The organism is Paenibacillus sp. FSL K6-1318, assembly GCF_037976905.1.
Taxonomy (GTDB): Bacteria; Bacillota; Bacilli; order Paenibacillales; family Paenibacillaceae; genus Paenibacillus; species Paenibacillus amylolyticus_A.
This window is the reverse complement of sequence record NZ_CP150270.1, coordinates 6,380,028-6,400,989: the sequence shown is the minus strand read 5'-3', so window position 1 is coordinate 6,400,989 and position 20,962 is coordinate 6,380,028. Positions and strand designations below refer to the sequence as shown.

Here is a 20,962-nt window from a genome sequence, read left to right as displayed (position 1 = left end):
ATTCTGAAGGGCCGCGGAGCTAACCTCCTGCGGCTCTTTTTGTGTTGCGGTCAGGATCTTCCATACCATAGGAGGAACCTTATTATGATGATGATTAGCGCGCAACAACTGACTCAATACCATGGAGCACATCTGGTGCTGGACGGCATTACGTTTGAAATTATGGAAGGTGACAAGGTCGCCCTGATTGGCCGCAACGGAAGCGGCAAAACCACACTTATGCGCCTGATGGCAAGACTGAACAAGCCGGATGAAGGGCAAGTGATGATCAAGAAAGATACACGAATGGGATATGTGGCTCAGGTTCCAGAAGGATTGGATGACCATACCGTTCTGGATGTACTGAGTCTTGGATTCAAGGAGCTTATGATATGTCGCACGCAAATGAAGGAAATGGAGCAGCAGATGTCCGATCCGGCATGTGCAGCAGATCCTGATCAATTGGAGCGCCTGCTGAAACGCTACGCGGCACTGCAAGACCAGTTCGAGCGTGAGGGTGGATACGAAATGGATGCCCGGATCGATCAGGTGGCGGATGGTCTGGATATCGCCAAGGCGCGTTATGAATGGCGTTTTGGTTCCCTGTCCGGTGGGGAGCAGACTCGGGTCGTGCTGGCTTCACAGCTAATCGTAAGACCCGACCTGTTATTGCTGGATGAGCCAACGAACCATCTCGATCTGGAGCGGGTCGAGTGGCTGGAAGGATTTTTACGAGAATACCCCGGCACCATTGTCCTGATCTCGCATGATCGCTATTTTCTGGATCGGGTGGTGAATCGAACGCTGGAGCTGGAGGATGGAGAAGCAGAAACGTCTGCTGGCGGTTATACGGAATATATGAAAGTGAAGGAACAACGGCTGTTGCAGCAATTTGAGGAGTTCAAGGAGCAGCAGAAGGTGATCAAAAAAATGAAAGAAACGATCCGCCAACTGGAGGAATGGGGTCGTGTGGGCGGCAATGAAAAGTTCTTCAGGCGGGCTGCTTCCATGCGCAAGGCGCTGGAACGGATGGAACAGGTGAAGCGTCCTGTGCTGGAGCGCCGCAATGCCGAGTTCGATGTGCGTCCTACCGATCGAACGGGTAAACGGGTAGCGGTATTGGAACAGGTCGAGAAGAGCTATGGCGAGCGTGAAATCCTGCGCGGAATCTCGGGTCTGCTGGAATATGGCGACAAGATTGCTCTCATTGGTCGAAACGGCTCCGGCAAGACCACCTTGTTTAAGCTGTTGCTTGGTGACGAGCAGCCCAATGCGGGCAAGCTGGAGTGGGGGGCGCGCGTGGATGTGGGTTATCTGGCTCAACAGGAGGAACCTACGAATCCGAAGCTGAACGTACTTGAATACTTCCGTCTGGAAGCAGGCGTGGAAGAGGGCGAGGCTCGCGGAATTCTGGCTCGATATCTGTTCTATGGAGCGGATGTATTCCGCTCTGTCGGGCAGTTATCTGGCGGGGAATGGACGCGCCTGCGGCTAGCTCTGCTGGTGCAACGCAAACCCAATGTACTGTTGCTCGATGAGCCGACCAACCATCTGGATATCGCATCCCGAGAAGCGCTGGAAGAGTCACTGGTTGATTTTGAAGGAACTGTACTTGCCATCTCGCATGATCGGTACTTCGTCAATCGCCTCGCTTCCCGTGTGTGGGAACTGGAGGACGGTCAGATGACCGCTTATCTGGGAGACTATGAGGAGTATCGTGAGAAAAAGCTTGATTTACAAGCTCGTGCGGCTGCGACAATTCAGGCTACAGCAGGAGCGGGAGTTTCTTCTCGTGGGAACGCCAAGTCAGAGATGAAGTCAGGTATAACGTCAGCGCCAAGCGGGACTGTCCGATCAGGGAAGAAACCAGAAACAACCTCGACAATGAACGGTTCCACTGCTGCGGCTACCGATGGAAGTCGAGATCATGAAGCTTCTACTGAATCAGGCAAGGCGTTGACTCCTTCGGCAGCAGCTGCATCGAAACATAGAAGTGGCAATAGCAATCAACAGTCTGCGGAGAAGCTGGAACAGACGTTGGCTCGTCTTGAGGCACAGATTCAGGCACTGGATCAACAGCTGGAAGCTGTGCAAAACAATCCGCTTGAACTGGAACAAATCTGGAATGATCGCGAGCAATTGTCCACTGAATACAATGATGTATTGGCCCAGTGGGCTGAGTTATAAGTCCGAGTGGCATGAGCATAAGATGGAACAAACGAGGTCGGAGAATCTTCTCCGGCCTTTTTGGACCGGAGTTACATACCAAACGCGGAATTTACTTGTTTTTTCAAGCTTTGTTGATCCGAGATTGGGCGACAACCTGTTCTTATTTTTACATGTCATGGGGAATAGTGTAACTTTTTACCTTCCCATGCGTTAAATACGTTTGTATGAATTGAAACGGCTCACCTAAGAGCTTGCAGAAAGGGAGGTTATCGGTATCTATTATTCATTGACGTATCGGAGTTGGTCGGATGATCGACAGGCGGAGACGGGGGTGCTGGAACAGGCTTCAGTCACGCGAGATGAACTGTTCATGCGCAAACTGGTGGATGCCACCCTGGTGAAAAATAAACTCTGGGCGCATCTGTCCAATGAATGCCAGGATGGGCGGGAACATGCAGTATACGTTACGGCGTATGACCAACAGATGCCGGACGAGTACGGTGCAGCCATTGCGGATGCTGCGCTGGCGATGTGCAAAATGTCTTCCATGTACAGTGCAGAGTATATGTTGTGGAATGGAAGTTCATTTCAGGAGTTGGAACTCACAACGTCATCCACCTATACGATGGAGCTTGCCGAGCAACTGCTGGACCATTATATGGTTCGCGGTGGCAAGACGTATGAGTTCCTGTATTCCGTGCTGGATGCAGATCGCAAGAAAGTGTTGTTTTATATGAAAGAGGTGGATCTGTGATGAGTGACCAAGAGCGGGGGCAAGCATCGAAACCCGGATCAAAAGCGAAGCTGGTTGCTTTCTCCCTGATGCTGGCGGTTCCTGCCGTGTTATCCGGTTGTGGCAGCAATAATGATGAATGTGACCCGGAGTACGATACCGGATGTGAATATGATTCCAGCAGTGGGCACTATTACTACGGTGGGTCGTCGTATCGAAGCAACAAGGACAGTAACAGCTCCTATAGCAAATCCAAGTCCAAATCAAGCGGCTTCGGTAGCTTCTTCCGCAGTTCGGGAGGATAACCGGATGAGGCAAGTGGTTCAACTGCCGTTTAGTCACGAAGAGGTATTTCAGGGTGAGGCGGGACAACAGATTCCATACCATCGAATGTACGGGAAGCAATATTGTGTGCCTGCTTTGACGGTCTATTCTCCCTCGGAGGTACAAGAGCTACGCATGGCAGCGGAGGCGGTAGACGGCATTTACTGTAAAGTGATGCGATTTATCCAGCAATACATGCCGGATTCTTTTTTGCAGCATCAGTTGGGTATCCATCCGGGGCTTATCCCGGCGGCACGTATGGAGATGGTAACTGGAGGCATTACCCGTCAGGACTGGATTATCGGAGAAGCTGGCCCGAAGTGTATTGAAAATAATACGGACACCCCTACGGGTATACCGGAGGCTGCTGCATTGGAAAATATTCTGGTCGGTCTTGCTGAGGATGCCGCGTTGACTGCACCATCTGCCGAGATGGATGTATATATTCGAGAGTGTTTCAGGATATGGCTCGAATTCTATGCAAACCAAGGATTAAAGGGTCCGGTGACGTTTACTTCTTTTGGTGAACATGTCGAAGATCGAACGAATACGGAATATCTGATGAGGCGTTGTCAGGAAGCCGGATACGAAGCCTTCTATGCTCCACTGGAGGAACTGGAGATTGTTCCGGGGGAGGCACTTTACCATCAGGGTCGGGAGATTAACCTGCTGTACCGTCTCTATCCATTGGAGTATCTTATCGATGATCGGGATGAGACGACAGGAGTGGACATTGGCGTAGCCCTGCTTGATCTTGTACGGGAGGGACGACTGGGCCTGATGAATCCCGTTCAGCATGTACTGATGCAGAGTAAAGGCTTCATGGCGGCAATCTGGTCGCTCTACGAGCGGAACGAGCAAACCCCGGAATATTGCGGGTTTACCCTCTTTGATGAAGTAGAAATGGACGTGATTTCCCGATATCTGCTTCCAACCTATTTTTCGGCTGAGCCTTTCGAGATGAACGCCATCCCATATGTAGCCAAGAGTTATTGGGGGCGCGAAGGCAGAGGAACTCTTTTGCTGGATGGAGGAACGGACAATGCCTTTGGAAAGCAGAATATAGAGTATTCCTTTAACGAGAAACTGGAATCCAATCTTGCAACTGGAGCGACAGAAGAGGATGAAGAGATTACAGCTTATTACGAAAATCAGCCCAAGATCTATCAGCAGCTGGTTCCGATGGAACAGGCCGTGATTGAGACGGAAGATGGAGTGTACAGCGGTTATCTGCTTACAGGGGTGTTTGTTATCGGTGGGCGTTTGGCAGGAGTACTGCCTCGGATCGGGGAGAAAGTAACCGGAGATATGGCTTATTATTGCGCGGCTACAGTTCGTGAACGGATGAATGATGAGGAGGAGAAGGAATGGAGAACTTGGGATTAAACCTCGTGAATGTGGCGGTGGGTGTAGGCATTCTGCTGGTGGTATTGGTATGTGGATATTTCGCTTTTAGCAAATTGACCCGGTATAACGACAGTGAGGAAATTGCCAAAGGTAACGAGGCGGCAGGGATGTATATGGGCAGCAAATTGCTGGGACTATGTATTATTGTAGGAATGGTATCTTTCTCGACGCATTCTTGGTTGGATATGCTGCTGTGGTCGGCGTTGGGAATCATTATTCTGTGTCTGGTCTATATTATATTTGATTTCCTGATTCCGAAGATGCGGGTATGTGACGAAATTGCACGAGGCAATATGGCGGTAGCCCAGCTGCTGCGTTCGATTATCATCGGCGTTTCCATCGTCATCGGTACGTTTTTAATGTAAAATAAGACATAGTGTTTTATGGAGTTTACTATTAAACGGAAGAAGGAGCGCGGCATCATGAGAAGAGTCATCATCGATACAGATACAGCAGGAGACGATACGATTGCGATCTTGACGGCATTGCATCACTTTCAGGTGAAAGGCATCACGATTACGGGCGGTAACGTACAATTCGACCAGGAGGTTGAAAATGCCCTGTACACGGTACAGGTTGCTGGACATGGCGGCAAGGTGCCTGTGTATAAAGGATGCGAGCGTCCGCTAATGGCCTACGGAAAGGCTCAGCATCGTACAGTGGAAGATGTGCATGGCGATGATGGTATGGGCGGCGCGCATTTCCCGAAGGCAGAGCAGCGTCCCGAGAGCGGGCATGCGGTTGATTTTATCATTGAGAAGGTGCATGCACATCCGGGTGAAATTGAACTTCTGGCGATTGCCCCGCTGACTAATATTGCAATGGCGATCCAGAAGGACCCAACGATTATTCCGGAGATTGCTCACCTGTACATCATGGGCGGAACGAATAACGCACTGGGCAACATTACACCGGCGGCGGAGTATAACTTCTACGTGGACCCGGAAGCAGCGAAAATTGTACTGCATGCTGGCATTCCGATCACGATGGTTGGCTGGGAGATGTGCACGCAATATTCAGTGATGGACGATGACGATCATGCAGAGATTGCAGCTCTCGGTACATCTGGTGCTGACTTCTTCACCGCAATCAACAAAGTGGTTATGCAGTTCAACAAGTCGGTACATAAGCTGAATGGCACCACTCATCCCGATACGTTGCTGATGGCTGTTGCGGCAGATGAATCCATCATGACCAAGTCGGGTCAATATTATGTGTCTGTGGAGGCGGCAGGAGAACTGACACGCGGATACAGTGTGGTTGATATCAACGGACGATTTGGCAAAGAGCCGAATGTACGTGTCTGTGAGGCGATTGATCGGCCCAAGTTCAAATCCATGCTGCTGGGCGTTCTCTCAGCGATCCAATAAACGCAGGAATGTAACTGCAAGAAAAAGAAGAAAATCCGTACCTTTTCCAGGTACGGATTTTTTATTGCCTAGTTTATTCTAACCCTGCTGGAACAAAAACGAGCGAATGCCTGTCGTGACCAGACTATGGTCTTCTTCATCTGGCAAACCCGATACTGTAATGGTGCCGACCTGTCCCTCATTTTTGAGAATCAGCGGGAAAGCGCCACCAGCCAAGACATAGTCCGATGCAGGCAGGTTGAAATCCTGCTCAAGCGTTTGGTCCTCGTTTCTCAGGCGCAGAGCCGTGTGCCAAGAGCTGGAAGAGAAATGATTCACGACGTTGTTCTTGCGGCGAATCCAGTCTTCGTTGTCGGGATGAGTGCCTGCCATCGCATGCAAAAAGAGACGATGTCCCTTTACTGTAATGTCGATAGTCACGGCTTGAGAGCGACGTTTCGCTTCTTCGACCAGATGCAGGCCAAGGTTAAGCGCTATTTCAGAATCAAATGTGCCAAATACCAAGTCTTTTTCTTCTTGCTGCATTTCTTTTAATTTTTCTGTCATGGTCAGGTTCAAATTACAGGCAGCCCCTTTACATATATGATTGATGTCTACATTCGACATGGGTTGGTGCAGTACCTTCCGAGTGCGGACTGGACGATGTTAGTAGATGTTATAAGCGTGGCTGAAGATGGCTCATTTGGAGACCGCACATCGGCTGTGTTAAAGTGAAGGTAACCTAATATACAAAAATCTTAAAGTTAAAATAAGTTATCGCTCAGTAGGCAGGAGGAGAAGCACGATGCTGTTTTATTTTGTAGCACTGCTGGTGACTTTGGTGGATCAGGGAACCAAGATTGCAGTGAGAATGTATATGGAAGTTGGCGACGTGATGAGACTGGGTGACTCCGGCATGCAATTGCAGCATTACGAGAACAGTGGAATGGCGGGCAGTCTGTTTCAGGGAAATGCGCGTCTGTTCGGTGTGATCGCTGTTCTGTTTATAGCAGGCATGCTGTATTACCGGAGTAAAGGTGAGATTCGCGGTTTCTGGATGCAAGCAGGCGCGGGCTTTATGGTCGGCGGGGCTTTAGGAAATGCACTTGATCGATTTATCTATGCCCGGGTAACGGATTTCCTCGTGTTTCCGTCCGGACGCGGGATTTTGAATCTCGCTGATGTCGCAATTAACATCGGTGTGGTCATGATCATCATCGGTATGTTGATTCGTGCATATCAGAGTTATCGGGCCAAGCGTTTACGTAATGCTTTGCCGAAAATTGAGCGTTCGTGACACGCTGATAAAAGCTGTACAGTCGCTAAATATAAGCTTAATAAATGAGGGACATTGGACGCATCCAGTGTCCTTTTTGTTATGCCCGATTCGGGTCATGGGAAGAACTGCCTTGATTCATTTTTACCGAAACCGTTTTAGAAATAATAAAGACTTATATCATCCATTCAGATTGAAGTTAGTTTGGAAGGATTAACCAAATGGTTATTTCACCATTTGAATGGGTAAATCTTTACGTATAAAGCTGAGGGAGGTACAACATGAGAACAACGCTTACCAAGGCTCTCGGGACAATGTTGCTGTGTGGAATGATGGCTGTACTTCTATCTTCCTGTACCAGTGGGGATAGTGCGAATGGCAAAGTGCAGATTGAATTTTTCCAGAACAAGCCTGAAGCCAAAACAACCTTTGATGAATTAATTAAAACGTTCAACGCGGAGCATGACGATATTCAGGTGACACAGGTGAATCCGCCCGATGCGGAGACGGTCTTAAAGACGCGTGTCGTCAAAAATGATATACCGGATATTATGGCCATGGGTGCAACCGATACCTATTCCATTCTGGCCCAGAGTGATATTTTCACCGATCTGACGGACAGCTCATTACTCCAGACGATTGATCCGAACTACATACAAATGCTCAAGGATCTCACAGGCATGGACGAAGTGACAGGTATTCCTTACGCAACAAATGCAAACGGCATCATGTACAACAAAACGTTGTTTAAGGAAATGGGATTGGACGTGCCCAAGACGTGGGATGAACTCATTGCGACCGCCCAAAAGATTAAAGATGCAGGTGAGATTCCATTTTACTTCACATACAAGGATGACTGGCAGACGAGCCTTCCCTTCAATGCACTCGGCTCCAATCTGGTCGGTATTGATTTCTACCAGGAGCGGCGCGATGACAAAGTGACGTTCAAGGAGAAGTACCGTGAGGTAGCTGAGAAGCAGCTGGAACTCATGAAGTACGGTCACGGCGATAACTTTGGTAAAGCTTATTCGGACGGTAACCGTGCTTTTGCTAACGGTGAAGCCTTTATGTACATCCAGGGAACCTGGGCCATCTCGGAGATTCGCAAAGCGAACCCGAATGTTGATATCGGCTTCTTCCCATTCCCTACGGGCAACGATGCAAGCGAGATTAAGCTGGTGAACGGGATCGACTCCCTGTTTACCATTGCGGCGGACACGCCTAATCGCGAGCAGGCGGAGACGTTTATTGCGTTTTTGTTAGAGCCTGAAAATATCGGAAGATACATTGACGAACAGACGCTGTTCTCTGCGGTCGAAGGTGTGAAGCAGGATGATCCTGCCGTACAGGAATTGATGCCTTATATCGAGCAGGGTAAGGTTGTTGACTTTGCCGATCACTATATTCCGGCTGCCGTGCAGCTGAATTCCATCGTACAGTCCTTTTTGCAGAACCAAAACATCGACAACTATCTAGATACACTCGACAAAGAATGGGACAAGGTTGCCAATCGGCGCTAAGCCTTGTCTGAAGGAGGATGGAGTATGAACAAGCGTATCGCACCCTATTACTGGATGACGGTTCCGGCGGTAGTATTGTTCTTCGTATTTATGACACTGCCGGCCCTCCAGGGCATCTATTATTCATTTACGAATTATAACGGATTCGGGAAAGAGTATGATTTTGTTGGCTTCAAAAACTATTTCAACTTGTTCCAGGATGACAACGTGGGTAACGCCTACTGGTTTACGTTCAAATTTGCGATCGTGGTGACGATCCTGACCAATATCTTAAGCCTGCTCATTGCACTCGGGCTGAATGCTAAGATCAAGTTCCGTAACTTTTTCCGCGGCATCTACTTCCTGCCCAATATTCTGAGTGTACTGATTGTAGGTTACATATTTAACTACCTGTTCTCCAACGTATTCCCGATCTGGGGACAAAATCTGGGCATCAATGCGCTATCCACGAACATACTTGGTAGCGAGAGTCTGGCTTGGATCGGTATCGTCATTGTTGCAGTATGGCAATCTGTGGCGCTGAATACGATTCTGTATTTGGCTGGTCTGCAAACGATACCAACGACACTATACGAGGCATCCAATCTCGACGGTGCGGGCAAATGGCGTGAATTCTGGAGCATTACTTTCCCGCTGATTGCCCCGTTCTTCACCATTAATATGGTGCTGGCGATGAAAAACTCGCTCATGGTCTTCGACCAAATCGTAGCCTTGACCAACGGTGGTCCCGGACGGGCGACGCAGTCCATCTCCCATCTGATCTACACCGGAGGATTTGAAGGCGGCGAATATGCGTATCAATCTGCGAACTCGGTTATTTATTTCATCGTTATTGCGGTGATTTCAATTCTGCAAATCCGGTTCCTGCAAAGAAGGGAGATGGATCTGTAATGAGAAGCCGTACACGAATCAATTGGCTCGTTATGCTGCTCGTTGTGCTGGGTACCCTGTTTATCCTGTTCCCATTGTATATGACCGTTACGATTGCTTTGAAAAATCCGGAACAGATGGCCCAATCAGTCTTTGCCATTCCGACAACGCTTCACTGGGAGAATTTCGCGAGGGCCATCGACATGACGAACTTCTTCCAGTCGTTCCGTAACAGTGCGATCGTTACCGCATCCACCGTGCTTTTGACGTTGCTCAGTAACTCGATGGTGGCCTATGCCATTGCGCGGAATATGGAGAAACGCAAGTTTTTCAAAGGATTGTATTATTACTTCGTCAGCGCGATGTTCATTCCGTTCCCGATCATCATGCTGCCGATCGTTAAGCTGACCGCATCGCTGGAGATGACGAATCTGGTAGGTCTCATCCTGCTGCACACGGTCTATGGCCTGGCATTTAACGTATTTGTGTACGTTGGATACATCCGGTCCATTCCGGTGGCGCTGGAGGAAGCGGCGTTTGTGGATGGGGCGACAACATGGGGTACGTTCTGGAAAATCATTTTCCCGCTCATGGCACCGATCAGTGCCACGGTTGGTATCCTGACCTGCCTATCGACATACAACGACTTCTTGCTGCCACTCATTATTATCAGTGATCCGGGACAGTACACGCTGCCGCTGGTACAGTATGTATTCCAAGGACAGTTCAATACTGAATTTAACCTTGCGTTTGCATCCTACCTGCTCGCGTTGCTGCCGATGATTATCATCTATCTGTTCGCACAGAAGTGGATCATCAACGGGGTTACCCAAGGGTCTGTGAAATAAAATAGAGCAAGCATGGCTGAACATTCATCATGAAATCCAACATCGAATTAACTCCAAACCGAAGTCTGGGCGAATATCGTCCAGGCTTTTTCATGCTTTTCCAACCATTTTCAAGATTTTTGAAAAAAATAAAAATATTTTCGTAAAAGCAGATGCTTTTTCAGAAAGACTGTGCTACTATACCCTTTGTTTACATTTTGAAACAGTCAGATGCTATGTCGGAAATCATAGAGCAATATCCATTTTACGGAGTTTAAAGAGGTGACATCATGAGTGCAGCCGTTACAGAGACCGGGACACAACAACAGGGCAAACAGCTTAATCTGTTCACACTGACCTGGCCGATTTTTCTGGAAGTATTTCTATTTATGTTGATGGGTACAGTCGATACGCTGATGATCAGTTCCGTATCAGACAATGCCGTGGCGGGAATCGGGGCGTCGAATCAGATTATTTCAATTGCCATACTGCTGTTGGAGGTCGTTGGTAACGGGGCAGCAATTGTGGTCGCTCAATATATCGGATCGAAGAAGCTGTATGAAGCAGCCAAAATCACAGGTATGGCGATTACGCTCAACCTTGTGGTGGGACTATTGCTCAGTGGAGCATTCCTGGTGTTTGGCGGATTTTTATTGGAGAAAATGAACGTGCAGGGCGAAATCCTCGTCTATGCCAAATCGTATATGCACATCGTTGGTGGAGCCATCTTCCTTCAGGCGCTAATCAACTCACTGGCAGCGATCATTCGTACGCATGGATTTACAAAAGAGACGATGTACGTCTCCGTATTTATGAACGTGCTTCACGTTGGTTTAAACTACATTTTGATCTTTGGTCACTTCGGCATGCCAGCTCTTGGTGTAGAGGGTGCAGCAATCTCGACGATCGTAAGTCGTTTTGTCTGCCTGTTAATCTTCTTCTGGCTGATGTATCGCGTGACGGAAGTGCGGGTAGAACTCAAATTCTATCTGCAATTTACAAAAAATTATGTCATGAAGATTCTGAAGATTGGTGTACCATCCGCAGTGGAACAGATCATGTACCACTCATGCCAGCTCGTCTTTTTCTTCTATGCTACATTCCTGGGCGCTGAAGCGCTGGCTTCTCGCCAGTATGCAACCAACATCTCATCCTACATCTATTTGTTCAGTCTCGCAATTGGGATGGGAACGGCAATTATGGTTGGACGTCTCGTTGGTGCGAAGCAGCAGGAAACGGCCTATCACCGGGTCTGGAAAAGTGTGAAATGGGCCATGATCGTAACCATTGCCGTCGATCTGGTAGTTATTGCATTCCGCGTACCACTGGTGAGTCTGTTCACGGATAATCCGGAAGTCATTCGCATTGCTGCGCAGGTTATTCTGCTGAGTATTGTACTGGAGACCGGACGTACCACCAATATTGTCATCATTAACTCGCTGCGTGCAGCAGGGGATGCCAAGTTCCCGGTGTACATGGGGCTGATCTCCATGGTGTGCCTGAGTCTGCCACTGGGCTACCTCTTTGTATTCCAGCTGAATATGGGGCTGGCGGGCATCTGGCTCGCCATTGCGGCGGATGAATGGACACGTGCCTTCATCATGTACTTCCGCTGGAAGAGCCGGGCATGGGAGAAACATGCGCTTGTGGATCATGACGAAGAGGATCATGGTATAGCGCAACCTGTGCCTGCGGTATAAATGAAATAGTAAAGAAACGAAAAACCGATTAAGGGTTCGAGCCCTTGATCGGTTTTTTTTAGCAAAAATGATCAAAACGGAGATAACTCATTCACGTATAGTAAGGATATGGAAGGGGGATTTGCCTCAGTTGAGCCGTTACCGTGAAATGATTCAGCAAAGTTTGTTCTATATTGAGACCCATCTGCATGAGCAGATCGGGCTGGAAGAAGTGGCATCCGAGGCATTGTTATCGCCGTATCACTACCACCGTGTTTTTCGTAATGAGGTGGGTATGACCGTGGTGGATTATATCCGGAACCGACGGATGAGTCTGGCGTCCACGACCTTGCGATCGACGGATGCAGGCATTTTGGACATCGCCCTGGCATGTGGTTTTGAGAGTCAGGAAGCCTTCACCCGCGCATTCCGCAAATTATATGGCATGCCACCAGGACGTTTTCGCAAATTGTTCGATCTGAAATTATTCGAAGGAAGAACCAGAGGAGGAGAATTACAGATGAATCAATCGTCAACGATTACAGGTTGGATGTTAACCGGGAGTCATCCGCAAAATTATGAGATGGGCATCGATCCTGCCGAAGTGCATCAGGGGAAAGCTTCAGGATATTTGAAAGCAGTTACGCCATTGGAGCCTAACGAGTTCGCAACAATGATGCAGCAGTTCAGAGCGGACAAGTATGTGGGTAAGCGGATGAAATTATCGGGATTTGTGAAGACAGAGCGTGTGGACGCGTTCTGCGGATTATGGATGCGGGTGGATAATAACGTCCATGATGTACTTCAGTTCGATAACATGCACGATCGGCCGATCACGGGTACGCAGCCATGGAACCAGTACAACATTGTGCTTGATGTGCCGGAGGGTAGCGCGGTCATTTCATTCGGGGTGATTTTGAACGGTAAAGGAAAAGTGTGGGTCGACAGCTTCCGCTTCGAGGAGGTTGATCTGAACACACCGCTGACACATATGGAGACAGAGTATGAGATGTCGGACGAGCCGATCAATCTGTCATTTGAGGAGTAAATGCAATATATGTGCAGATCCATTATCAAGCTGAGGCTATATGGGAATTATGATATAATGCTGGTGAGAATGGAGCTGATGCTGAGTGACGGAATTACTCGATCCACGAGTGGATTTTGTGTTCAAACGCATTTTTGGAAGTGAGCAAAACAAAGATGTTTTGTTAGCTTTTCTGAACAGCACGTTTATAGAGACCGGCGAATCTCCTCTTACGGAGATCACTGTGGTTAACACGTATACAGATAAGGATAGTCCAGAGGATAAACAATCCATTCTGGATATTAAAGCAAAGACGGTAGAAGGCAAACTAATTAACATTGAAATGCAGCTATTTAACCCGTATAACATGGAGAAAAGGACGTTGTTTTATTGGAGTGAGATGTACTTTCATCAGATAAAAAAGGGTGAAAACTATAGTCTACTCAAAAAATGCGTGACTATTAATATCCTCAATTACTCCTGTCTGGATAATGAGCGATATCACAATGTTTTTCATTTACGAGAAGATCATACAGGTATTGGTTTGACGGATGATATCGAAATACATGTGATGGAACTAACCAAATTGGATCAGTATTCTGTTCCGATGGAAAAAGGCGGACTCGTGAATTGGTTATTATTTCTGAAAGGAATAGATACATCAAACTGGGAGGTGCTGGCCATGAATGAACCGATGTTGAAAAAGGCGATGGATACGCTGGAATTTCTGAGTCAGGATGCGTCCACCCGAATGGCCTACGACGCTCGGATGAAAGCATTGAGTGACGAAAAATCAATGATTGAAGGCGCACGAGCTGAGGGTGCAGCCAAGGGTAAGTTGGAAGGCAAGAGAGAAATGGCTCGTGAGTTACTCACACTTGGCGTAGATCTCTCTGCTATAGTTAAAGCATCTGGACTCTCCGAAGATGAAATTAAGAAGTTGTTGCCTAAACAGTAACATGAAACAGAATCTATAGACCAAGAGCTGATCCAATCACGGGTTGGCTCTTTTTGTTGCCTTTGGGGTATAAAGAAAGTAGAGCCAAGTCCAAGCTGAGAGGATGCAACCTTCTCATACAAATTGAAAACTCATCCATAGCCAATTAACACGGACCTTGCTAACATAGATCCATAAACGAACTCATGACATAGATAAAGAGGATGAATTCCATGAATAAAAAAGTGCTCGTGGTAGATGACGAATCAAGTATCGTCAGTGCCATTGCTTACGCGCTGCGGCGCGAAGGATATGAAGTAGAGACTGCGAGTGACGGCGAAGAGGCCTTGGTCAAGGTCGCATCGTTTCACCCACAGGTCATGATTCTGGATGTGATGATGCCCAGGCTTGATGGATACGGTGTATGCCGCAGGCTGGAAGACCGGGAGGATATCGGCATTATTTTGCTGACCGTCAAAAATGATATCGTAGACAAAATCGTCGGCCTGGAAATGGGCGCCGATGATTACATGACCAAACCGTTCGAGATCCGTGAACTGCTCGCAAGGGTGAAAGCGCTCATGCGCCGTGTCGAGAAAAGCAGTCCACCACCTGACGATTCGAAGAATCAGGCCATCGTGAATGGCGAACTGCGTATTCATGTTGCTCACCGCACGGTGACCGTAAATGAAGAGAAGCTGGATCTGACACCGAAAGAGTTCGACCTGCTGACCATTCTCATGTCCAATCCCGAGCGTGTGTACACAAGAGACGATCTGCTGGATCGGGTGTGGGGCATGGAATATGCGGGTGGCACACGGACCGTGGACATTCACATCCAGCGTTTGCGCAAAAAAATCGGGGATACGGATCAGCAAAAATTGCAGACCGTATACGGAATTGGCTACAAAGCCTCTGCGCCTGAAACGGGCGCGGCGGTATGAGAGTCAGCATCAAGCTGAAGTTCAGTATTTTTCTGGCAGCTTTGCTCATCCTGACGGTGGTTGTACTTAGTTCACTGGTGCTGCGAGGTATTGAACGCAATCAGCAGTCACAGATCGAAGGTATTTTATCGCAGCAGACACGTCTGGTGAATTTGAATGTGAGACAGGCCTACTACACCGAGTCCGTTCATCTCGAACAGGACGTTTTTTTACAGCGAAACGGTCGCAGACTGGCACAGGAACTGGCCAACTCTACCGGATTGCCGATAGCTCTCTATGATATGAAGGGCCAACAAGTCGGTTCATCGATCAGCTCTGGGGAGAGTGCGATTGTTCAGGATACGCTGAACTATGCGCTGCAGAATAAAATAGCCTACCATGAGCAAGGGGATACCTTGCTCTATGCAGCACCGTTGGATGGTCCGGATGGTCAGATGGGTGCCGTATGGATGCAATATCCGGTCCAAAGCTATCATGAATTCTATGCCCGCATCCTTCAACTGTTTATATGGGCGGGCATTGCCGTTGTGGCGCTGAGCTTCATTCTGGGATACCTGTTCTACAATCGATTTGCTGTCGCCATTACCCGGTTGAAGAGGTCCGCAGATTCCATTCGCGAAGGCGACTATATTACGGAGTCTCCTGTAAGGCGCAAGGATGAATTGGGAGAGCTGGGGCAAGGCATCTATTATATGAGCACGTCAATTCAGCAGAACATCACAGCTATGCATGCGGAGCAGCAGAAGCTGCAACTGGCGATAGAGAAGCTGCAGGCGCTGGAACAGCAGCAGAAACAATATATCGGTAACATCAGCCATGAGTTCAAGACGCCACTAACGTCGATCAAAGCTTATGTGGAGCTGCTCGACATGTATAAGGATGATCCGCAACTGCTTGATGATGCCACGAATAATATTGGCAAAGAAACGGAGCGGCTGTACGAGATGGTCGAGAAAGTACTACATTTATCTGCCCTGGAGAAGTACGACTTCGAGAATCAGGCCGAAGATGTAGAGGTCAGTGCTCTGCTGGAGGATGCCTGTGGCCGGATGCGTGGAAAAGCGGAGAAGTTCGCGCTGAACATGGAACTGGCTCTTGAACCTGCGGTGATCCGTAGCGATCGGGAGAGTCTCATGCATATTTTCATCAACTTGCTGGATAATGCGATCAAATATAACGTTCCGGATGGTGTGATCCGGGTGAAGAACGAACTGCGGATGCAGGAGCGTCAAGCGGTCATTCGCATCTATAACTCGGGTACGCCGATTCCGGCAGAGGCGCGAGAGAAGATTTTTGAACCCTTTTACACCGTGAACAAAGACAGAGCCAGAAAAACCGGCGGAACCGGACTGGGGCTATCTCTCGTGAAGCAGTTTGTTGAAAAACAGGGAGGGACAATCACCTTGTTACCAAGCAATCCGGGCGATTCAGAGGATAGGGAAGATGTGACATTCCAACTCGTATTTCCTTTGTCTGATGCAAGTTTACAAGTTCGAAACAAGTCTGAATAACTTTGGAAGTATGCGATGTGTATGCTTGGTCTATAGCAAGAGAAACCAGGGGGGACCATCATGAAGTGGAAACAAGCAGCTTTGGGCACGTTCGGGGCTATTGCCCTGTTAACGACAGCAGCATGCGGGGGAACAACGGAGCCGGGGGGAAACGCACAAGGCGGGAAAACGGGCACCGATATTACAGTGAAAGATAATACCAACACGTCTGTGTACCAGAGCTTCAAGCTGGAGAAAATTGATAAATTGCCGAATATGCGCGGGATTGCATGGCTTAGTGACGAATGGATTGTATCCGACAAGGAGAACAAGTCTTTGAAACCCGTCACGGTTGAGGGCCAGGAAAGATACCCGCATAACTTATATATGTATGATCTGACCAAAGGCACAGACACGCCGCTCAAAGAAGGTGAAGCGAGTCTGGGTGCACCGCTGGTGTCACCGGATGGTCAGTATCTGTTCTACCGGGAGCCGGAAGAAAATACGGGCAAAGGTTACTTCCTGAACCTGCATAACGGGGAGACAACCCCTGCAGGCAAGGAGGATGGATTTATCCAAGAGGGTGCGTGGCTGGATAATGAACATGTCGTTTTTCCCAATATGAAGGGTGAACTGATCTCGGCAAGTGTGGATGGCACAACGAAAGTACTGGTGAAGACAGGCAATTTCAATGTGCGGAGCATCGAGGTTTCGAACGGAATGCTCTATTATATTACGGGTGAAGACGGCCAGCTGAACGCATACGACACGAAGACCGGTGAAGAGAAACAGGTGCTGAAAAGTGTGGAGTGGGTCATTCCTTCTAATGATGGAACAAGGCTTGCGATTGTGAAAAGAACGGCGGATACCAAACGGGCGCTGGTGCTCACCGATCTGGAAGGTAATGAAAAGGCCACGCTCGCCAGAGGCACGCAGATCTTCGGTACCAGCTGGTCCGGTGATGATTCCAAGATTGCGTATACGATCAATTCCGAGAATGATAATGAGAAAGGACTGTTCGTCTCCAACACGGAGTCGGCAGAACAGTTCCAGATTTCAGCGGATATGGACAACGCTTCTGACCCGCTCGCCTGGAGCCCGGAAGGCAATAAGATCCTGTTATCACAGGCGATATTGGAGAATGAATCGTATCACTTTGTAACTTCGGTTATTACGATCTCCGAATAGGGTGAATGGTGCAGACAGATATGTTCCATATCTTTCATCCCTTTCTATACATTTATATTGACTAAGCTATTCCGCTTCCGATAAACTAGAATGCAGGAATAAAAGTCGAATGTCAGGCAGCAGTTCGAGACGATGTTTCGGGCGGCTGTTTATTTTCTTTTTAACAGTAAGGGTGCAACGTAGTCGTCTTGCCGGATGATCCGGCTAATAACAACATGGAATAGGAACAGGTGATATACATGTGTAACAGCGCGTACCGCGTGCTTTTATATTATAAGTTCGTGAAGATTGAAGACCCCGAGACGTTTACACAAGAGCATCTGCAATACTGCAAGGACCTCGGTGTGAAAGGCCGTATTCTGATCGCATCCGAAGGCATTAACGGTACGGTATCCGGAACGCCCGAACAGACGGAACAGTACATGAAAGATATGCTGGCTAATCCGCTATTCAGCGACATGGTGTTCAAGATTGATGATGTGGAAGAGCATGCGTTCAAAAAAATCTTTGTTCGTCACAAAGCAGAGCTGGTTACGTTCCGCGTGGACGAAGATCTTGATCCGAATGTGACTAGTGGCAAACGCCTTTCACCGAAGGAGTTCCATGAGCATTTGCAACGTGATGACGTCATCGTTATCGATGGTCGCAATGATTATGAATACGAAATTGGTCACTTCCGCGGGGCCATTCGTCCAGATGTCGAGTCGTTCCGTGAGTTTCCGGAGTGGATCCGCGAGAACCTGGGTGACATGAAGGACAAAACGATTATTACCTATTGCACTGGCGGCATTCGCTGCGAGAAGCTGACTGGCTTCATGATCAATGAAGGTTTCCAGGACGTGGCTCAATTGGATGGCGGTATTGTCACATACGGTAAAGATCCAGAAGTGCAAGGGCATCTGTTCGATGGCAAGTGTTACGTGTTTGACGAGCGGATCTCTGTACCGATTAACCGGACAGACGAGGATATTGTCATCGCCAGCTGTTATCACTGTGGAACGACACATGACCGATATATTAATTGTCCAACCTGCAACCTGCAGCACGTAAGCTGTGAGGATTGCGAAGAGACGCATAACCGCTTTTGCTCGGATGCCTGCCGGGAGGCAGCACCGGTACACGCATAAGCAGGAGAGCAGGTGCTGATCGTGAAGCGCGAAGAGGAACGAACGACGCGTGAACGGATTTTGTTCATGTTGAAGCAGCAAGGTACATTGACCGCAAGGGAAATGACAGCTGATCTGGGTCTGACCGGCATGGCCATTCGCCGTCATCTGACGGCACTGGAACAGGACGGCTGGATCGAGGTTCGGGAGGCCCGGGCTACGGCCGGACGTCCATCCTCGGTGTACCAATTGACGGTACGCGGGGACAGCTTTTTCCCAAAATCATATTCGTCCCTTACGCTGGAGTTACTTGAAGAATTGTCTGACACAGCCGGGAGCGGTGTGGTAGATGCGTTGTTCGAGAGTCGCCGGGACAAGCTGCTTCGCAGCGGATTGCCACAGATGGAGGGCCAGGATCTGGCCGGACGGGTGGAGGAACTCGCGCGAATCCAGAATGCCAACGGATATATGGCGGATGCGTCCAGAGAAGAAGATGGGACCTACGTTATTACGGAAATGAACTGCCCGATTGTACAAGTCGCGAGTGTCTACAAGCAGGCTTGCCGTTGTGAACTCGATCTGTTCCGCTCGCTGCTTCAAGCTGAGGTGGAGCGTACCGAATGTTACGCCGATGGGGGCAAAAGGTGCAAGTATGAGATTCGTGAAGCGTCGGGGAATTAACTGGTTTATACACAAGAGATTGTTTCGATCACTCGAAACGGTCTCTTTTTTTTGATGGTAAATTACGTATAAACGCTATTTCCATATGTCGATGCGTGTTATCATAGAGTTAACATCCAGTGCATGTTCGCATCCTTATATTTGCTGATATTTCAGCAGATATATCCTGTTCATTTTGCGCGTAGGAGTGAATAATGATGACAGAGTTGCTTGATCCCAAGAACGATTATGTGTTCAAACGAATCTTTGGAAGTGAAGAGAATAAGGATGTTCTTCTGGCTTTTCTGAATCACACCTTCAAAAATGCAGGTGAATCCTTACTGACCGAGATTGTGTTAATCAACCCTTATCTGGACAAAGATACCCCGAGAGATAAACAGTCCATTCTGGACATACGGGCCAAAACAGATCAAGGTGAGCTAATTAATGTTGAAATGCAATTGTTTAATCAGTATGATTTAGAGAAGAGGACTTTGTTCTATTGGGGTAAACAATACTCTGGACAATTACTTGAAGGACAGAGATATAGTCAACTCAAAAAATGCGTAGCGATCAACATTGTTAATTTCAAAATGCTTGCTAATGATCAGTACCACAACGTATTTCATTTAAGAGAAGACCATACGGATATTCCGTTGACGGATGTTATAGAGATTCATTTTATGGAAATACCAAAGCTGAATGATGAAAATATTCAAATAAAGGATGGATTGGTGCGTTGGCTGTTATTTCTGAAAGGAATGACTAAATCAAGCTGGGAGGCGTTAATGATGCACGAACCCGAACCGGCTTTGAAAAAAGCCATGAGTGTATTAGAGTTTCTGAGCCAGGATGAGCAAGCACGTCAACGATATATCGACCGTCAGAAATTTCTATGGGATGAAGCTTCCATGATTGAGGGCGCACGAGAAGAGGGTCTCAAGAAAGGCATGGAGGAAGGAATTCAAAAAGGAATCAAAGAGGGAATCAAAGAAGGTGAAACTGAGAGCAAGCGGAAAATCGCAATGAATATGCTCAATTTAGGTCTTGATCAGGCTACAATTATTAAGGCTACCGGGCTAACTTCATCTGAATTAGAGGAACTGCAAAAAGAAAAGGAATAAGCACTCTGGAGCTATCCATTGATCGCTAGAAGGTGACCTTTACCCAAAGTATATTGGGAAGGTTGCCTCTTTTTTTTGGAGATTCCTAAGTAGAACCTTACGCTCTAGCTGTACCAATGGCGACCATCTACGGAACATTGTGGGTGGTTTTGTTCACTTTATGTAATGTTTTCTATCACAATCAACCGATGAAAGTAAATTGGAAGCGGTTCAACCATTGACGGATATCAGGTCGCACCTTAATATTAGGGAAACACAAAAACACCAACACGGGCCATGGACTTCAGTCGCATGAGAAAAGTCTATATTTGTCTGCTTTTGTCGATCAAAGCAACAATGCGTTGAAGCGTTCG

The 20,962-nt window shown here is 48.0% G+C and carries 20 protein-coding genes; 19 read left to right on the top strand and 1 reads right to left on the bottom strand.

The window, feature by feature from the left end:
* Nucleotides 1-84 precede the first annotated feature (84 nt).
* The 6 genes from NYE45_RS28665 to NYE45_RS28640 all read left to right on the top strand — a co-directional run bounded on the left by NYE45_RS28665 (nt 85) and on the right by NYE45_RS28640 (nt 5,982).
* Nucleotides 85-2,166 carry an ABC-F family ATP-binding cassette domain-containing protein gene (locus NYE45_RS28665; protein WP_340014887.1) on the top strand — a complete coding sequence of 694 codons (2,082 nt, stop codon included), beginning with the start codon at nt 85-87 and terminating at the stop codon, nt 2,164-2,166.
* Between the two features lie 268 nt (nt 2,167-2,434).
* Complete coding sequence (locus NYE45_RS28660; RefSeq protein ID WP_340014886.1) at nt 2,435-2,902, top strand: hypothetical protein; 468 nt, start codon at nt 2,435-2,437, stop codon at nt 2,900-2,902.
* Nucleotides 2,902-3,186, top strand: a complete 285-nt coding sequence (locus tag NYE45_RS28655) for a hypothetical protein (protein ID WP_036671603.1) — start codon at nt 2,902-2,904, stop codon at nt 3,184-3,186. The genes NYE45_RS28660 and NYE45_RS28655 overlap by 1 nt, the downstream gene beginning before the upstream one ends.
* A 4-nt stretch (nt 3,187-3,190) precedes the next feature.
* On the top strand, nt 3,191-4,591 hold the full coding sequence (locus tag NYE45_RS28650) for a glutathionylspermidine synthase family protein (protein WP_340014885.1): 1,401 nt from the start codon (nt 3,191-3,193) through the stop codon (nt 4,589-4,591).
* Nucleotides 4,573-4,977, top strand: coding sequence for a DUF350 domain-containing protein (locus NYE45_RS28645; protein WP_278297717.1), 405 nt, complete (start codon nt 4,573-4,575; stop codon nt 4,975-4,977). The genes NYE45_RS28650 and NYE45_RS28645 overlap by 19 nt, the downstream gene beginning before the upstream one ends.
* A gap of 57 nt (nt 4,978-5,034) precedes the next feature.
* Nucleotides 5,035-5,982 (top strand): nucleoside hydrolase, encoded by a 948-nt coding sequence (locus NYE45_RS28640; protein WP_340014884.1) that lies wholly within the window; start codon nt 5,035-5,037, stop codon nt 5,980-5,982.
* Between the two features lie 78 nt (nt 5,983-6,060).
* Here the strand turns inward: NYE45_RS28640 and NYE45_RS28635 are convergent, their stop codons facing one another.
* On the bottom strand, nt 6,061-6,528 hold the full coding sequence (locus NYE45_RS28635) for a heme-degrading domain-containing protein (RefSeq protein ID WP_340014883.1): 468 nt from the start codon (nt 6,526-6,528) through the stop codon (nt 6,061-6,063).
* Nucleotides 6,529-6,766: 238 nt separating this feature from the next.
* On the opposite strand from NYE45_RS28635, the gene lspA reads away from it, so the two are divergent.
* The 13 genes from lspA (at nt 6,767) to NYE45_RS28570 (ending at nt 20,609) form a co-directional block, all read left to right on the top strand.
* Nucleotides 6,767-7,258 carry a signal peptidase II gene (lspA, locus tag NYE45_RS28630; protein WP_340014882.1) on the top strand — a complete coding sequence of 164 codons (492 nt, stop codon included), beginning with the start codon at nt 6,767-6,769 and terminating at the stop codon, nt 7,256-7,258.
* A 260-nt stretch (nt 7,259-7,518) separates the two neighbouring features.
* Entirely contained in the window at nt 7,519-8,757 is a 1,239-nt protein-coding gene (locus NYE45_RS28625; protein WP_340014881.1) for an extracellular solute-binding protein, read from the top strand.
* A 24-nt stretch (nt 8,758-8,781) separates the two neighbouring features.
* Nucleotides 8,782-9,648, top strand: coding sequence for a sugar ABC transporter permease (locus NYE45_RS28620; protein ID WP_036606633.1), 867 nt, complete (start codon nt 8,782-8,784; stop codon nt 9,646-9,648).
* Nucleotides 9,648-10,475 (top strand): carbohydrate ABC transporter permease, encoded by an 828-nt coding sequence (locus NYE45_RS28615; RefSeq protein ID WP_036606635.1) that lies wholly within the window; start codon nt 9,648-9,650, stop codon nt 10,473-10,475. The genes NYE45_RS28620 and NYE45_RS28615 overlap by 1 nt, the downstream gene beginning before the upstream one ends.
* A 269-nt stretch (nt 10,476-10,744) precedes the next feature.
* Nucleotides 10,745-12,154, top strand: coding sequence for an MATE family efflux transporter (locus tag NYE45_RS28610; protein ID WP_169479945.1), 1,410 nt, complete (start codon nt 10,745-10,747; stop codon nt 12,152-12,154).
* A 130-nt stretch (nt 12,155-12,284) separates the two neighbouring features.
* On the top strand, nt 12,285-13,181 hold the full coding sequence (locus NYE45_RS28605) for an AraC family transcriptional regulator (protein WP_340014880.1): 897 nt from the start codon (nt 12,285-12,287) through the stop codon (nt 13,179-13,181).
* An 85-nt stretch (nt 13,182-13,266) separates the two neighbouring features.
* Nucleotides 13,267-14,118, top strand: coding sequence for an Rpn family recombination-promoting nuclease/putative transposase (locus NYE45_RS28600; RefSeq protein WP_340014879.1), 852 nt, complete (start codon nt 13,267-13,269; stop codon nt 14,116-14,118).
* A gap of 212 nt (nt 14,119-14,330) precedes the next feature.
* Nucleotides 14,331-15,041 (top strand): response regulator transcription factor, encoded by a 711-nt coding sequence (locus NYE45_RS28595; protein ID WP_340014878.1) that lies wholly within the window; start codon nt 14,331-14,333, stop codon nt 15,039-15,041.
* Nucleotides 15,038-16,552, top strand: a complete 1,515-nt coding sequence (locus NYE45_RS28590) for a HAMP domain-containing sensor histidine kinase (protein ID WP_340014877.1) — start codon at nt 15,038-15,040, stop codon at nt 16,550-16,552. The genes NYE45_RS28595 and NYE45_RS28590 overlap by 4 nt, the downstream gene beginning before the upstream one ends.
* Nucleotides 16,553-16,612: 60 nt before the next feature.
* On the top strand, nt 16,613-17,719 hold the full coding sequence (locus NYE45_RS28585) for a DUF5050 domain-containing protein (protein WP_340014876.1): 1,107 nt from the start codon (nt 16,613-16,615) through the stop codon (nt 17,717-17,719).
* A 239-nt stretch (nt 17,720-17,958) separates the two neighbouring features.
* Nucleotides 17,959-18,846, top strand: a complete 888-nt coding sequence (locus NYE45_RS28580; RefSeq protein WP_340014875.1) for a rhodanese-related sulfurtransferase — start codon at nt 17,959-17,961, stop codon at nt 18,844-18,846.
* A 12-nt stretch (nt 18,847-18,858) separates the two neighbouring features.
* Nucleotides 18,859-19,506: a winged helix-turn-helix transcriptional regulator gene (locus tag NYE45_RS28575; protein ID WP_340014874.1), complete on the top strand. Its 648-nt coding sequence runs from the start codon at nt 18,859-18,861 to the stop codon at nt 19,504-19,506.
* 197 nt (nt 19,507-19,703) lie between these two features.
* Nucleotides 19,704-20,609, top strand: a complete 906-nt coding sequence (locus NYE45_RS28570) for an Rpn family recombination-promoting nuclease/putative transposase (protein WP_340014873.1) — start codon at nt 19,704-19,706, stop codon at nt 20,607-20,609.
* Nucleotides 20,610-20,962 lie beyond the last annotated feature (353 nt).

Coding starts and splice junctions, on each gene's coding strand:
- NYE45_RS28650 (WP_340014885.1), top strand. CDS start 3,191: ATGAGGCAAGTGGTTCAACTGCCGTTTAGTCACGAAGAGGTATTTCAG.
- NYE45_RS28570 (WP_340014873.1), top strand. CDS start 19,704: ATGACAGAGTTGCTTGATCCCAAGAACGATTATGTGTTCAAACGAATC.
- NYE45_RS28665 (WP_340014887.1), top strand. CDS start 85: ATGATGATGATTAGCGCGCAACAACTGACTCAATACCATGGAGCACAT.
- NYE45_RS28635 (WP_340014883.1), bottom strand. CDS start 6,528: ATGACAGAAAAATTAAAAGAAATGCAGCAAGAAGAAAAAGACTTGGTA.
- NYE45_RS28610 (WP_169479945.1), top strand. CDS start 10,745: ATGAGTGCAGCCGTTACAGAGACCGGGACACAACAACAGGGCAAACAG.
- NYE45_RS28655 (WP_036671603.1), top strand. CDS start 2,902: ATGAGTGACCAAGAGCGGGGGCAAGCATCGAAACCCGGATCAAAAGCG.
- NYE45_RS28585 (WP_340014876.1), top strand. CDS start 16,613: ATGAAGTGGAAACAAGCAGCTTTGGGCACGTTCGGGGCTATTGCCCTG.
- NYE45_RS28595 (WP_340014878.1), top strand. CDS start 14,331: ATGAATAAAAAAGTGCTCGTGGTAGATGACGAATCAAGTATCGTCAGT.
- NYE45_RS28640 (WP_340014884.1), top strand. CDS start 5,035: ATGAGAAGAGTCATCATCGATACAGATACAGCAGGAGACGATACGATT.
- NYE45_RS28625 (WP_340014881.1), top strand. CDS start 7,519: ATGAGAACAACGCTTACCAAGGCTCTCGGGACAATGTTGCTGTGTGGA.
- NYE45_RS28615 (WP_036606635.1), top strand. CDS start 9,648: ATGAGAAGCCGTACACGAATCAATTGGCTCGTTATGCTGCTCGTTGTG.
- lspA (WP_340014882.1), top strand. CDS start 6,767: ATGCTGTTTTATTTTGTAGCACTGCTGGTGACTTTGGTGGATCAGGGA.
- NYE45_RS28590 (WP_340014877.1), top strand. CDS start 15,038: ATGAGAGTCAGCATCAAGCTGAAGTTCAGTATTTTTCTGGCAGCTTTG.
- NYE45_RS28620 (WP_036606633.1), top strand. CDS start 8,782: ATGAACAAGCGTATCGCACCCTATTACTGGATGACGGTTCCGGCGGTA.
- NYE45_RS28580 (WP_340014875.1), top strand. CDS start 17,959: ATGTGTAACAGCGCGTACCGCGTGCTTTTATATTATAAGTTCGTGAAG.
- NYE45_RS28645 (WP_278297717.1), top strand. CDS start 4,573: ATGGAGAACTTGGGATTAAACCTCGTGAATGTGGCGGTGGGTGTAGGC.